Genomic DNA, 13,338 nt, shown 5'->3' with positions numbered 1-13,338 from the left:
ACATCAAAAACTCCATGATCGTATCGCGATCATGGAGTACCTTCTCTAGTTAAATATCATTGGTGATGTCAAGGTTTTGTCATTTTTTAAGTTTATCTTGTTACAACTAATATCCTGGATGTTAAAAATGTATATTTAATTCTTCACGGATTGCTTTTTCTAAGTATTCCTCAAAACTCTTTGCTATAATTTCTTTACCTCCGAAGTTAAAGTCAAATGTAATAATTTCTGTATTCGGGGAATTAAAGCCTACCGGATTTCCTGCACCGTCTATACCAATAGCTGTAAAGTTCTCATACCCTTTAGGGAGTACATTTCTAAAATGTAGAGATTTCTCTACAAATGATGGCGTCGCAACAAACTCTGCCTCTTTCAATCCCAAAATAATAGCCTCACCAACTGCTCCAGAACCATATCTCAAAAGAAATTCTTTATAATCCTCTGGCAATTTTACTTTTAGTTCTTCTTCTGCTTGGTTTACTTCCTCAATATTAAGAGGTCCTCCAAAGGCTTCAGGGCACATTTCGAATTCTTCATCGATGGCATTTAATATTTCTATCTTCATTCAATAATCCCCCTTTTAATCATTTCATTGGCATACCTTGCCTTCCAATATTCTTTACGCCACTTATTAAATTCTATCCTAGCTTCTCCACTGCCAACTCCCCCTGAATTTCCAAATGGATGTTGTCTTTTATTCCCTAAATCATGGTATCTACTCGGCATCTCAATTAATGGTCCCTCAACGTTTTGTTCATGGTGATGGAGTACAATTGTATCATTTGCTCCATCCTTTGGTGAGTAACCTTTTTTAAATGAGTATATCAATTGTTTATCAGACATATGTGATAATGAACGCTGTGCTTTTACTTCAAATCCTCTAAAATGTGCTGTGAATTTATGAGTTTGCTCATAGCCTTCTAGCGCTTGGTGAACATCTTTAGGCGATACTTTATAAATATCTTTTGTTGAATTTAATTTATCCGTACCCTTCCCAATCCCCTTCACATCTTCAATCTTTGCTCTAAAGAAATTCTCTACAGCATGAGTATTTTCTACTTTACTTCCCGAAACTATCGCTCCGTCGGGGGTTGCAAACTGATGTTTGGGAAATACGGATTCCTTTAATTGTTTAGCGACGGTAACTCCTTTATCGATTCCTTTTCCGACATCGATAATATCTTTTTCTACCTTCTTTCCTACAGCGATTGCACGGCCTTTGGCAAAGTCTTTTAAATGGTTCATCCGGTTTAGGCCTTCCAAACGTGCAGTATGAATCGATCCTTCCACCGTCTCCTTCAGTCTTACCGCCGGCGACGTTTTCAAACTTATCGTGGCAGCTTGCTTCAATTTACCAGCTCTTCCTAAGATGGCAAATTTCTTAACAGATCCTACAGCGGGGATGAGGTCAAGCGGTGCCAGTAAGCCCCTAAACCATCGTTCTCCTGTACCAACTTCCCGGCCGGAAACCCAGTCTTTTCCTGTGACGGCTGTCGATAATTCTAATGTACCATAAATAGCTCCGAGTGCAATACCTGCCGGTGGAAAAATAAGTGCTGCACCGACAATTACTACTAAGGCGGCAATACTAACCCAAAATTCCTTATTATACTGCTGATCTTTTATCGAGTTGTATTCGAACGCATGGGTGTTTAATGCTATTTGCCTATATTCTTCTAAGGAGAATTCTTGGTCAGGGTACATTTCTTTTATTTGGTCATATTCGATCTTAATCTGATCCGCATAAAAATTTTCTCCACCGAAAAGATCATCCAGCGTGATTTCTGCCTTCGGAATTTCACCGCTCGGTGCAAAGTCTGTATTAATTTTCTGCATGGCACCGATTCGATTTGTCGTTTTATACTCTTCAATCCTTAAATCACGAATCGCTTCCACAAATTTATCCATATCTTTATAAAACCGTTCATCGATAACATCATCGACAATTGTTCCGACTTCACTTACAAATTGGTGAAGGGCATAGAAGTCCTCATTCAATTCATAATACTTTTTTTTCTGATTATCATAGCTGAAGGAAATATACCCGTCACTATCATATTTTCTAATGACAGATTCAACTTGATCAAGATTGTTACAAATCTCATTTGCTGTTGTGAACGGGCTAAGCGTCCAATGACCGCCACCAACAAATTCACTTAATCCTTGCTTTGTCTTTTCCCAATCTGAAGGGATATATTTTACATCCATTGTATCACAGCTCCAGCTTCTCGATAATTTCAAGAGCAATCGTGCGGTCTGCCTCCATCATGCTAGTTAATGTGTCAATTACTAATAGGGAAGCTCTTGCATAATGGTTATAAATTTCAGTTATTTTTTCGTTTGCTTCGGGGAATGCATCCATCGCTTTCTTTGCTTTTCCTGAAGAATAGAAATCATTTGTTTTCAACTTTTCAACGTTCGGAATAATTGTACTCTCAAACTCATTCAAAATAGATTCTATTTGCTGAAAGATCAAAGTGATTTCATCGACATCAATATTAATTTCTGCACGCACTCCGCCTCCATCCATTAATACAGGCTTAGACATTCGACGTTGCCTCCTTATATGGAAAATCCATTTCGTCAAATAGCAATTTTAAAAACCAATACTGACTTGCGTGATAATATTTGTCTTTCATCGGGTCAATCATAATTAACTTCTTATCATGAGGAAGTGCGAACCACTGCTGGTAAAACTCCGGATTATCCTCTGCCTGAGGACTTTCTCCTATATGAAAGAATTCAAGATTCATAAACTCTTCCCCAATTTCGAGGTTCCCGAGTTCATCTCTATGTTGTGTAGACAATTCTTTCTTCAAAAAATCCTTCTCTTCTTTTTCTGGCTCGCGTAATATAAATGGAAAACGATCAATCAATATTTTTAAGACAAGTGCTTTTGAGATCACATGCAGCCGATAGTACTTTCCGTCCTCTACTTCGACAAGCATAATGACTTCATCTTCATCCACTTCGCGAAAACCGAACATTAAATTATTAATTCTCACATATTTATTACTTAAATAATAAAACTCCAACGCCCGAATCACGTATGCTCCACCTTTTGTGATTTTACCTTCTTCCGTTAAAATTTCTTTTTTTACTAATGCTTGATGTGCAACCTTATCCACTTCACCTTCTAATAAATGCAATGTTTTCTTATCGGGTAACCCAAATAGCATCTCTGATTCAAAGGCAGAGGCAAGTAAATATAATTCTGTTATATGAAACAAATCCGATTCTCGTTTGCTCATATACTTTTCATCCTTTTCACCCGATTATCTTGTGGAAACTCTGCAATATAACCTTCTAAGTTTTTTATAGCGGTTGATTGTAACTTTACCGCTTCGGATAACTCGGCATGATATTGTTCGATTATTTCGATATACGACAAAAATGCGTCTTTGCTTTTCCCTTTCCAAGTCGAGGAAGCAACTGTAGAAACTAATGTTTCACAATACATATGGGTTCGTTTCACACTGTTTTCCAATTTGCTTGCAAGTTGTTTGGCCTCTTCTAATTTGGATTGATCAATGACCACGTCGTCCATTATTATTGACTCCTTTATTTATTCTTTGCTCTCTCATAATTTTCGGCTTCTGTAATAGCTAAACTCCGATAATACTCATACCGACCGTACGCACGATTTACCGCAATGACTAAATTCAATCGTTTACCTTTCTCATTTTCAAATTGAGCATCTAATCGTTCATTTAATTGTTTGCGTTTTTCAACAAAGTCATTGGATGGGATTTTCGATGGTGAAAGATAAGGTCCTGAGTTTCGATAACTGTTATACGCACTCGTAAATTCTTCTACCTTTCTATCATGTTCTTCCAAGATGTTTCCGAGCTTCGTATACAACTTATAGTATTCATCTCTTTTTCTTTCCGCTTCCGTTTTTCTTCTAAATAACTGTTGGAGAAATTCAATCAATTAACCATCCCTCTTTTCCTTCAAATAGACGTAGAGAGTACAAGCATTTTACCGTTAAATATCCTTTTTAGATTACCATTAATTTCAAGTTTTTTCATGAGGATGACTATGCAGTATTTAATTACCATACTTTCTTCCAACCCACATCGTTTGCAGGAGTTTTTTACCATTTTATAATAGGATAAAATAGTAGTTTAGGAAATAAGGCTTACAATTAAGCAAACACTCTCCACTTCATCAGTAAAGGCTTAATTTTAATTTAAAAAGGAACATGACGAGGAAAGAATCTTGTGTAGGACGGCGGATTATTCGGAACTAAAACCGGGAAATAGGTTGATTATCATGGAAAGACTTCAATTATTTATAAAAATACCCCCGAGATTAGATGGTAGGTCTAATTTCGGGGGGCACATCACTCTTAAGTGTGTATTAATTTATTGTTCAAACAAGTCTAGTTAATAGTCCTTCATCATAGATTGCATAAAACAAATTCTTTAGCAATCTACTCTTTGACCAATTCCACCTCTCCTACTCCATCAATAATTAATGTAAGTTTTTCAGAGGTAGAATAAGATGTATATGGGAAGTTTGTTGAAATAATAGTCTTATTATTACTCACTTCTCTACTAAATCCATTCGAAAAATATTCATTTCCATCTTCGTCTATGACTTTCATCTGATCGACAAATGCACTTTCATCATCATATATTCCCTCCACTGAAAATGTTATGTGTAACGAAGTTGGATTTGCATTCGCTTCTGATACCTGAATAGTAGAAGATGCATCCTGCATGACATATTGCACTAGGGAATCAACATTTTGCTTATCTGGATTAGTTACAGAAAGCTTCCAATCACCGTCTATTTTCTCAAGCTTATCTATATCATAAAAAACATTGACACTCTCCACTTCAACTACTGCATCTTCTAAAGTAGGAAGATTTCCTTGATGAGACTCCATCAGTACATCCAATTGAGCTTTTCCTGTACTCTCATCTACATTTGAAAGTTGATAATCAAGACCTGATATATATTTGTTTTCACCTTTTAAAGGTTTTGTATCTGGAATAAACTCAACAATGTATTCACCATCACCGTTCTTTATTCGGTAATCGATTGACATATCTTCCATATTTTTTAGAACGGTTGGATCTTCAAATTCTAACTGAAAACTCATCCCTAACTTATTCGCATCTAAAAAATAATTTCCTAAAGTTATTTGAATGTCCTTATCAGTTGCCACACTATCATTTGCTTGTGAAAAACCATTATTTAAAGCCTGTTCAACACCTTGATCTCCAAAATTAAAGAAACCGTTAATTCCAGCAATTACATGTTCATTCGTAAGAACAAATCCAGTTACAATCAATGCACATGCTATAGCAGCTATTCTTTTCCAAACAAAGTGGACTTTCTTCTTTTTACCTTTAGACCGGATTAAATCATAAGCTTGGTCAACTGATTGTCTTACATTACTAGGGATCTCTCTTTCTTCATTCATCATTTGAATCAACTCGTTTTCAAAGTTATTATTCACAAGCAATCACTCCCTCATTGTTATAATAGTTTTTTCTTAATTGCATTTTAGCTCTGGAAAGTCTTGACTTGATTGTTCCTTCCGGCTCCTTTAAAAATTCACTGATTTCTCGAACATTCAAGCCGACAATATAGTATAAAATTAGTGCTACCCTGTACACTTCATTTAAACTATTAAGTGCTTCCTCTAATTCTACTTTTTGAAACTCATCATTTTTCTTATCAGGGATTATATGATCATTCATACTCACGATGTTCTTCTTCCTGTTTAGCAAGCTGTTACATTTATTTATTAAAATTTTACAAAGCCACGTATTAAAGTAATCATTATTTTTTAATGTATGTAAATTTTCATAAGCCGATATAATAGCTTCCTGCATCACGTCGGCTACATCTTCGTCATTGTTTAATAATCTGCTTGCCGTCCGATATAATACATCTTCATACTGCTTTACAAGTGAAATAAATGCCTCCCCATCTCCCTTTTTTGCCTTTTTGACTAATGTTTTTGTCGATCCCATTCCATCAATCACCCCTTCCTGCTTTTTTGTTTGTTCAATATATTAGATATAGAAGAGTGCCAATTGGTTGCATCCAAAAGTAAAATAGTTATTTATCATCCAATTTCCTTTTTAAACTTGAAGATTACAAACTTTTTTCTATTGCCTTATTTAATTATAATCGACAATCAATTTAAAAGATCACGGATGAAAATACTAGCTTTGCGTTGAATTGACACAAAAAAACTGTCATATAAAGTTTAGTTTCAATCACTTTATATGGCAGTCTTTTTCTAAACGTAATTATTTACTTATCAATATGTTTATTTAAAAGCTCTATTACTTCATTTTCCATCGTACATTCTTTAACTTTTTCAACAACCTTTTCTAAATCTGACTTCGATTGTCCATTAATAAATGCACGTGATTCTAAAATAGAGGATGCATTCATCGAAAGCGTATCTATCCCCATTCCAACTAAAACAATCTGGGCAGTTGTATCACTTGCTAATTCACCACAAACACTCACTTGCTTTCCTTCACGATGTGCCGCTTGGATCACTTTTTCAATCATCTTAAAGATTGCCGGATGATGGGATTGATATAAATAGGAAACATTTTCATTCATCCGATCACAAGCAAAGGTATATTGGGTCAAGTCGTTTGTGCCAATACTGAAGAAATCTACCTCTTTAGCAAATTGATCTGCCATCATGATCACAGAAGGAGTCTCTACCATGATACCAATTTCAATATCATCACTTACTTGTATGCCTTCATCTTTTAGATTCGATTTTTCTTCTAACAATAATTGCTTAGCACTGTGAAATTCTTCAAAGGTAGAAATCATTGGAAACATAATCTTTAAATGTCCATGTACGCTTGCACGCAATAATGCTCGTAATTGAATTCTAAATAATTCTGTTTCCTGTAATGTATAACGGACTGCCCGTAAACCTAAAAACGGATTCATTTCTTTCGGTAAATCTAAATAAGATAACTCTTTATCCCCACCAATATCGAGGGTCCGCACAGTCACAGGACGATTTCCCATTGTTTCTAAAACTTTTTTATATGCTTCATACTGCTCATCTTCAGTAGGGGCTTGTTTACTTCCCATATATAAAAACTCGGTACGATATAAGCCGATTCCTTCTGCTCCGTTTTTCACTACGGCTTCCAAATCAAGTGGAGAACCAATGTTTGCACTCAGATTAACGTTCACATGATCTGTCGTTTTCGTTGGAACATCTACATATTTTAATAAAAATTCTTTTGAACGTAGTTCTTCTTCTAACATGGACTGATAATTTTTTAACACATTAGTTTCAGGGTTGATCAGCACTTCTGCTTTAGAGCCATCTATAATTAACATATCATCTGCTTCGATAACTTGACTAGCATTTGACGTTCCGACTATAGCCGGAATTCCCATCGTCCGGGCCATAATTGCTGAATGAGAAGTTCTTCCGCCAACATCCGTTATAAAACCTTTTACATAGCGAACATCTAATTGTGCAGTTGCAGAAGGAGTAAGATCTTCTGCAATAATGATCACTTCATCGTCAATTAAACTAAGATCTGGTAAAGGCTTATTAAGTAGATGCGAGAGAACTCTCTTTCTGATATCCTTAATATCTGCAGCTCTTTCTTTTAAATATTCATCATCCATTGATTCAAACATAATAATATATGATTGCATAACTTCATCTACTGCTGCTTCTACATTTACTTTTTCTTCTGATATTTTTGCTTCTATTGCTGAAATTAATTCTGGGTCCTCTAACAACATTAAGTGAGCCGCGAAAATTTCCGCTTCCTCATTTGCTCCAGATTGTTTTAAATTATCCTGAATAACCAATATCTCTATTTTTGCCTGTTCAAGGGCGCTTTTTAATTTCGCTGACTCACTTGAAACATTATCAATTTCCACTGCTTCATAGGAAAGATCGGGGTCTTTTAATAAATAGGGCCTTGCGATTGCTATACCTTTAGACGCCGAAATTCCAGTTAGTATATTTGTCATTAACTTGCAATTCCTTCATCAATCATTTTTTCAGTTATTCCTTGTAGGCCCTCTTGTTCGTCCTCACCATCTAATATGATGCGAAATGTTGCATTCATTGGAATTCCAATAGACATTACACCCATAATCGACTTTAGGTTTACTTTTTTTTCTTTATATTCCAGATGGATATCAGATTTATATTCACTTGCTTTTTTAACTAAAATAGTCGCTGGTCTCGCATGGATTCCTTCTTTGCTAGTAACCGTAAATGTTTTTTCAATCATCTCAACTACCCCCAAACAACAACTTGATATTCCACATTATTCTGCGCTTTTTTCAAATTTAATAGCTAATCCTGCAACTAATTCAGGAATTGCTTTATCTTCTACAACAATAGTTCCTGGTAAGTCATCTTCTGCCGGAACAGAAAATTTAATCGTACAATGTCCTAGTTCATGTAATGTTTCATTCGCTTTGTTTCCAACTGCAAGTACTTTATATTTTACGTCTCCTAAGACAAAATAATCACCCGCGTTTACCTCACCATTCATTTCTTTTTCTTCATGTACTAACGCGATAGATGTTAATTCTTCCGGGACATTTTCATTAAATAACACAACCATTTTTTCTTCTAAAAAATCTTCTACATCTTCACCGATTTTAGTTACTATGGATTCGTATATCATGTCTGATCTACCCTTTCGTCATATAATATTATGAATATAGTCCAAAGCTGAAGAGGTAAGCAATAATGACTGCTAATGGACCGGTAAATTGCCGGGAAATCAATACAGCCGGCACCCCGACTTCAATCGTTTCTGCCTCTGCTTCTCCTAATGTTAAACCTACTGGTACAAAATCAGCACCTACTTGCGGGTTAATGGCAAATAGAGCTGGTAACGCTAATTGTGGTGGAATATTTCCTTTCCCAATTTCAACACCAACCAAAACTCCAACAACTTGGGCAATAACAGCACCAGGTCCAAGTAATGGAGACAAGATTGGAACTGAAATAATGACGGATAAAATTAATAATCCCCAAAAGTTAGCCGCTAATGGTGTAACAATATTTGCAATTAAATCTCCAATTCCAGTATAGTTTATAATCCCAATAAGAACACTGACAAAAGCCATAAACGGTAAAATATTTTTAATTACTTGTTCGATCGTTTCTCGTCCGGCTTGATAAAACACATTGACAACCGATCCAACGCCACGACCTAAACGTTCTAAAATATTTGCCTTTTTACCTTCAGTCATTTTGGCATATTGCTCTTTTGCTTCTTTTTTAATTTCTTGATACGAAGCTTCTTGTTTATCTTCTGCTTTTTCTTCTTCAATAGGTGCAGTTTCACCTAATAATTCAATATTATTTGCTTTTACTCCAGAAACAAAATTATCTTCTTTAATATATTTCATCAAAGGGCCTGATGGAGGTGTTGGTGTAAGGTTAATGGTTAACACATTCATCTTTGGATAAACACCACATCGCGCTGTTCCACCACAGTCAATAATGACACATGCCATCTGATCGCTTTCTACTTTTGTAGTAAAGCCATCTACAGCTTCTCCTCCAGTCATATCAGCAATTTTCTGAGCAATAGGATGGATTCCTCCTCCTGTGACAGAAACAACAAATTTCTTTTCCTCTTTAGGTGAGATCGTTAACGGACCACCCCATCCATTAGAACCCTTGGAAATTTTAACAGCTTTAAAATTAGACATATTATTCTCCCCCCTAATTATTGCTGATTAGCCATTTGTTTTTCTCTTTTATTCATCATATAAATTGTAATTTTTTCGGTAACAATACCACGTATTAAAATTACGATAATTCCAACTAAGAAGTACCGGATCGCTAATGGTCCGAGCGATAATCCTAATTCTGTAATCCCTGCCGCAATCCCCATGTAAACAAATAATTCTGCCGGGTTTGCGTGTGGGAACAATCCAGTAACCGGATGGACGAATGATACTGCCGAATCATAAAATGCCGGCTTTTGTTTTTCCGGTAAAAACTTACCAAAAGTATAAGCCATTGGATTTGTCAGAAAGAATACCGACAGAACAGGAAATAGAGTATATCTTAAAATAATGTTCTTTGTACTTCTCTCTGCAAGACGGTTTATCCGTTCTTCTCCAATTAAATGGATCAAAGCATTTACAAATGTTATTAGTGCGATTAATAATGGAATGATCCCTGTAACCAATCCAACAAATGTATCTCCACCCTCTTGGAACATCCCGATAAAACCTTCTGCTAACTTAACTAGAAAATCCATTTTTTCTCCTCCTTTTATACAACCATTTGTGAATATATTTTATCTACAGCCATTTTAGTCGCAACACTAAAATGCTCATGATCGTCGTTTAACAATCCATCAATATGCTCGTTTAAAATTGTTTTATTTTCTTTGAAGCGTTGAAAAACGGTAACCCCTTCCAAAGTTTTGCTTTCTGTTACATAACCATCTTTATCACAAACGATAATAACAACAGAACCAACTCCGAAACGTCGTTTATCAACCCCTACTCCTAGATAGCCACTTTTCCCTTGACTCATTTCTCGGATTGTTTTGTTATAATGTTTCAATTGGAATGCTGAAAGGACTATTTGGAGTACCCACATCAATACAAAGCCAATAATTATATAGCCCCACACATCCTCATCCTCCTTTATTATTGAAATCGGTTACTTTTGTTCAGGTAAGTTACCTTTGAAACTATTTTATCTATTTATATACTTAAAGTCAATTCTTTTCGATGTAAAAATTGACTTTTATCTTTACGACCCATTTAAATGTTACAAATAATTAAATGCGTTTTAGATAGTGTGAACATAATACTATTTTAATACTCTCACGCATTTTCACTTGACTTCTAGCATAATAGGAGTAAAATTATTTACAAATGTAATTATAAAGAACAAAGGTAATTAAGCAGACATAATGAGGTGAGCGTATGATTGGTATTAATAGAAAATTAGCAGCTTTCCAAAAGGAAGGTAAACGGATTCATGTTGGATTAGTCGGAGCAGGCCAAATGGGTCGAGGAATGGTTTCTCAAATTGAAGGAATGAAAGGCATGCAAGTTTCTGCGATTGCTGACATAAATGTAGAAGCTGTAAAGTCTGCATTTAAATTTGCAGGTATTGAAGAAAATAAAATCACTTCAGCATCTTCTTTAGAAGAAGCAAATCAAGCCGCTGAGAATAATCAAGTAGTTGCAACGAACGATTATAATATTCTTACGAAGATGGATTCGATTGATGTAATTGTAGATGCTACTGGAGTTCCGGATGTAGGAGCGAATGTTGCTTTACAATCTATCTTAAACAAAAAACATATCGTTATGTTAAATGTTGAAACAGACGTAACTATCGGACCACTTTTATATCATATGGCTACTAGTGCTGATGTGGTTTATACAGGTTCTGCTGGTGATGAACCAGGATCAATTATGGAATTATATGATTTTGCCGATGCAATTAACTTTGAAATTGTTGCACTTGGAAAAGGAAAAAATAATCCATTAAATTTAGAAGCTACGCCTGATAGCGTAAAAGAAATTGCGGATGCAAAAAAAGCAAATCCTAAAATGATTGCATCTTTCCAAGATGGAACAAAAACAATGGTTGAAATGACTGCTGTTGCCAATGCAACTGGTTTTGTACCAGATAAACCTGGCATGCATGGAGTAAGTGGTACGGTGAAAGACTTACCAAAACTGTTGATTCCTAAAGAAGACGGCGGTATCTTTTCACAGAAGAAAGTTGTCGAGTTTGTTAATGGAGTTGCTCCAGGGGTTTTTGCTATTATTACATCTTCAAGTGAAGAAGTAAATGAAGAGCTACAATACTTGAACTTAGGTGAAGGACCTTATTATGTATTGTATCGTCCTTATCACTTAGCAAGCTTAGAAACACCTTTATCTGTAGCAAAAGCGTTTTTCGATCATGAGCCGACTATTGCTCCGATGAATGGAATGGTTGCAGAAACAGTTGCTGTTGCAAAACGTGATCTTAAAAAAGGTGAAAATCTCGATGAAATCGGCGGCTATACTGTTTACGGAAAAATTTATAAAAAAGAAGAAGCTGAACAATTAAATGCTCTTCCGATTGGACTAGTTGATCATAATGTCGTTGTTCAAAAAGACATTAAAAAAGGCGAAGTAATTACGTATGATGCAGTAGAACAAACAAAAACGTCTACTATTTGGACATTACGTAAATTACAAGACCAACAGAAATATTAATCAATTAATAAAAAAAGCAATTAGCTACTCTTACAATGAACTGTTCTAGAAAAGCGAACATTTTTAAAAAACAAGATGAAATAAAAGATGATCCCGATATTAGTTTGGGATCATCTTTTTGACTGTTCATTAAAACATTCTGTATAACTGAAGAACGTTAGAAAACTTGGCTTATCGCTAAAAAACATGCCCTCATCACTAGGGGTATGCCGATGTTAGGCGCAAAGCCTTGTTCTAAGTCGGCCTTCCTCAAAGCCATATTGTTGCAAGACAGAGGCAATGTTATACTTATGTTCAGGATAGGCCAAGTGCCTTTTTATATATAAATTAAATTAATTCTAGATGCTTTAAACCATAATAAATTCCGTTATCATGCAAGGATTTTGTTACAAAGTCAGCTTTTTCTTTGGCAGCGTCAATAGCATTACCCATCGCAACTCCATATCCTACATAACTAAGCATTTCTAAATCGTTAAGATTATCACCAAATGCAGCTGCATTTTTAGGATCAATATCTAAATACTCTAAATAAGACCGGATACCAACTGATTTATTCATATCACAATTATTTACATCCATAGCATATTTATGCCATCTTGTAAATTTCAATTCCGGGTGACTTTCTTCATAAAATTTCTGTTCATCTGGAGAGCAATATAAAAAGCTTTGAATAATTGGTTCTTCCTCCCAAACTGTTGGTCGATATTCAGGCATTTCTTCCTTTAAATGATCAAATGTTACTTTAATTCTATCGTCGTTTTCTGCATTTGTATAACTTCCTAGATTGTTTAAAAAGGCCATTGGATGAGCATTAGCATCCGTGTCTTTCACTAAGTCAGTTAAATGTGCATGATTTAACGCATGGTGAAAAATACTTGCTCCTTCATTCACACCTATTGAGCCATTAAAACAAACAAATGAATCAATATTAAACATTTTTTGAATATCTACTATATGTCTAGGAGATCTTCCTGTTGCAATAACCACTTTAGTTCCATTCTCTTTTAATTGATTGATCGCTTCTACCGTTTTACTTGCAGTTCGCTTATTTACATCAATCAATGTGCCATCTATATCAAAGAACACAACTTCTATTGACATGTCCAC

16 protein-coding genes are annotated in these 13,338 nt (G+C 35.3%); 1 reads left to right on the top strand and 15 read right to left on the bottom strand.

Translation table 11 applies throughout. The annotated features are described in order from the left end of the window. Positions 1–121 precede the first annotated feature (121 nt). From SPD48_RS05630 to SPD48_RS05565, 14 genes are all read right to left on the bottom strand, one after another. Complete coding sequence (locus SPD48_RS05630) at positions 122–565, bottom strand: SMI1/KNR4 family protein (protein WP_336257105.1); 444 nt, start codon at positions 563–565, stop codon at positions 122–124. After that, positions 562–2,208, bottom strand: a complete 1,647-nt coding sequence (locus SPD48_RS05625; RefSeq protein ID WP_336257104.1) for an HNH/ENDO VII family nuclease — start codon at positions 2,206–2,208, stop codon at positions 562–564. The genes SPD48_RS05630 and SPD48_RS05625 overlap by 4 nt, the downstream gene beginning before the upstream one ends. Positions 2,209–2,212: 4 nt before the next feature. Then, positions 2,213–2,548, bottom strand: coding sequence for a hypothetical protein (locus SPD48_RS05620; protein ID WP_336257103.1), 336 nt, complete (start codon positions 2,546–2,548; stop codon positions 2,213–2,215). After that, positions 2,541–3,251, bottom strand: a complete 711-nt coding sequence (locus SPD48_RS05615; protein WP_336257102.1) for a DUF5081 family protein — start codon at positions 3,249–3,251, stop codon at positions 2,541–2,543. The genes SPD48_RS05620 and SPD48_RS05615 overlap by 8 nt, the downstream gene beginning before the upstream one ends. Beyond that, the gene (locus SPD48_RS05610; protein WP_336257101.1) at positions 3,248–3,547 is read right to left on the bottom strand and encodes a WXG100 family type VII secretion target; all 300 of its coding nucleotides are present in this window, start codon (positions 3,545–3,547) and stop codon (positions 3,248–3,250) included. The genes SPD48_RS05615 and SPD48_RS05610 overlap by 4 nt, the downstream gene beginning before the upstream one ends. Before the next feature lie 14 nt (positions 3,548–3,561). Next, a complete protein-coding gene (locus tag SPD48_RS05605) occupies positions 3,562–3,933 on the bottom strand; it encodes a hypothetical protein (RefSeq protein ID WP_336257100.1) in 372 nt (123 codons plus the stop codon). Positions 3,934–4,435: 502 nt separating this feature from the next. Further along, a complete protein-coding gene (locus SPD48_RS05600) occupies positions 4,436–5,470 on the bottom strand; it encodes a DUF4179 domain-containing protein (RefSeq protein WP_336257099.1) in 1,035 nt (344 codons plus the stop codon). Further along, positions 5,463–5,990 (bottom strand): RNA polymerase sigma factor, encoded by a 528-nt coding sequence (locus SPD48_RS05595; RefSeq protein WP_336257098.1) that lies wholly within the window; start codon positions 5,988–5,990, stop codon positions 5,463–5,465. Before SPD48_RS05595 ends, SPD48_RS05600 begins: the two co-directional genes overlap by 8 nt. A gap of 286 nt (positions 5,991–6,276) precedes the next feature. Further along, complete coding sequence (ptsP, locus tag SPD48_RS05590; protein ID WP_336257097.1) at positions 6,277–7,995, bottom strand: phosphoenolpyruvate--protein phosphotransferase; 1,719 nt, start codon at positions 7,993–7,995, stop codon at positions 6,277–6,279. Beyond that, entirely contained in the window at positions 7,995–8,261 is a 267-nt protein-coding gene (locus SPD48_RS05585; RefSeq protein WP_336257096.1) for a phosphocarrier protein HPr, read from the bottom strand. Before SPD48_RS05585 ends, ptsP begins: the two co-directional genes overlap by 1 nt. A gap of 36 nt (positions 8,262–8,297) precedes the next feature. Then, positions 8,298–8,663, bottom strand: coding sequence for a PTS glucitol/sorbitol transporter subunit IIA (locus tag SPD48_RS05580; RefSeq protein ID WP_336257095.1), 366 nt, complete (start codon positions 8,661–8,663; stop codon positions 8,298–8,300). Positions 8,664–8,691: 28 nt separating this feature from the next. Continuing rightward, positions 8,692–9,702 (bottom strand): PTS glucitol/sorbitol transporter subunit IIB, encoded by a 1,011-nt coding sequence (gene srlE / locus SPD48_RS05575; protein ID WP_336257094.1) that lies wholly within the window; start codon positions 9,700–9,702, stop codon positions 8,692–8,694. Positions 9,703–9,719: 17 nt separating this feature from the next. Continuing rightward, positions 9,720–10,259 carry a PTS glucitol/sorbitol transporter subunit IIC gene (srlA, locus tag SPD48_RS05570; RefSeq protein ID WP_336257093.1) on the bottom strand — a complete coding sequence of 180 codons (540 nt, stop codon included), beginning with the start codon at positions 10,257–10,259 and terminating at the stop codon, positions 9,720–9,722. Between the two features lie 14 nt (positions 10,260–10,273). Then, positions 10,274–10,639, bottom strand: coding sequence for a transcriptional regulator GutM (locus SPD48_RS05565; RefSeq protein WP_336257092.1), 366 nt, complete (start codon positions 10,637–10,639; stop codon positions 10,274–10,276). Positions 10,640–10,938: 299 nt separating this feature from the next. On the opposite strand from SPD48_RS05565, the gene SPD48_RS05560 reads away from it, so the two are divergent. Then, positions 10,939–12,231, top strand: coding sequence for an NAD(P)H-dependent oxidoreductase (locus SPD48_RS05560; RefSeq protein WP_336257091.1), 1,293 nt, complete (start codon positions 10,939–10,941; stop codon positions 12,229–12,231). A gap of 327 nt (positions 12,232–12,558) precedes the next feature. On the opposite strand, the gene SPD48_RS05555 is transcribed toward SPD48_RS05560, so the two are convergent. Further along, the gene (locus tag SPD48_RS05555; protein ID WP_336257090.1) at positions 12,559–13,332 is read right to left on the bottom strand and encodes a Cof-type HAD-IIB family hydrolase; all 774 of its coding nucleotides are present in this window, start codon (positions 13,330–13,332) and stop codon (positions 12,559–12,561) included. Positions 13,333–13,338: the final 6 nt, after the last annotated feature.

Source organism: Pseudogracilibacillus sp. SE30717A (genome assembly GCF_037071985.1).
Classification (GTDB): Bacteria; Bacillota; Bacilli; order Bacillales; family Amphibacillaceae; genus Pseudogracilibacillus.
Note: the sequence above shows the minus strand (reverse complement) of the source record. Positions and strands in the feature narration are given on the sequence as shown.

Coding starts and splice junctions, on each gene's coding strand:
- SPD48_RS05630 (WP_336257105.1), bottom strand. CDS start 565: ATGAAGATAGAAATATTAAATGCCATCGATGAAGAATTCGAAATGTGC.
- SPD48_RS05625 (WP_336257104.1), bottom strand. CDS start 2,208: ATGGATGTAAAATATATCCCTTCAGATTGGGAAAAGACAAAGCAAGGA.
- SPD48_RS05620 (WP_336257103.1), bottom strand. CDS start 2,548: ATGTCTAAGCCTGTATTAATGGATGGAGGCGGAGTGCGTGCAGAAATT.
- SPD48_RS05615 (WP_336257102.1), bottom strand. CDS start 3,251: ATGAGCAAACGAGAATCGGATTTGTTTCATATAACAGAATTATATTTA.
- SPD48_RS05610 (WP_336257101.1), bottom strand. CDS start 3,547: ATGGACGACGTGGTCATTGATCAATCCAAATTAGAAGAGGCCAAACAA.
- SPD48_RS05595 (WP_336257098.1), bottom strand. CDS start 5,990: ATGGGATCGACAAAAACATTAGTCAAAAAGGCAAAAAAGGGAGATGGG.
- ptsP (WP_336257097.1), bottom strand. CDS start 7,995: ATGACAAATATACTAACTGGAATTTCGGCGTCTAAAGGTATAGCAATC.
- SPD48_RS05585 (WP_336257096.1), bottom strand. CDS start 8,261: ATGATTGAAAAAACATTTACGGTTACTAGCAAAGAAGGAATCCATGCG.
- SPD48_RS05580 (WP_336257095.1), bottom strand. CDS start 8,663: ATGATATACGAATCCATAGTAACTAAAATCGGTGAAGATGTAGAAGAT.
- srlE (WP_336257094.1), bottom strand. CDS start 9,702: ATGTCTAATTTTAAAGCTGTTAAAATTTCCAAGGGTTCTAATGGATGG.
- srlA (WP_336257093.1), bottom strand. CDS start 10,259: ATGGATTTTCTAGTTAAGTTAGCAGAAGGTTTTATCGGGATGTTCCAA.
- SPD48_RS05560 (WP_336257091.1), top strand. CDS start 10,939: ATGATTGGTATTAATAGAAAATTAGCAGCTTTCCAAAAGGAAGGTAAA.
- SPD48_RS05555 (WP_336257090.1), bottom strand. CDS start 13,332: ATGTCAATAGAAGTTGTGTTCTTTGATATAGATGGCACATTGATTGAT.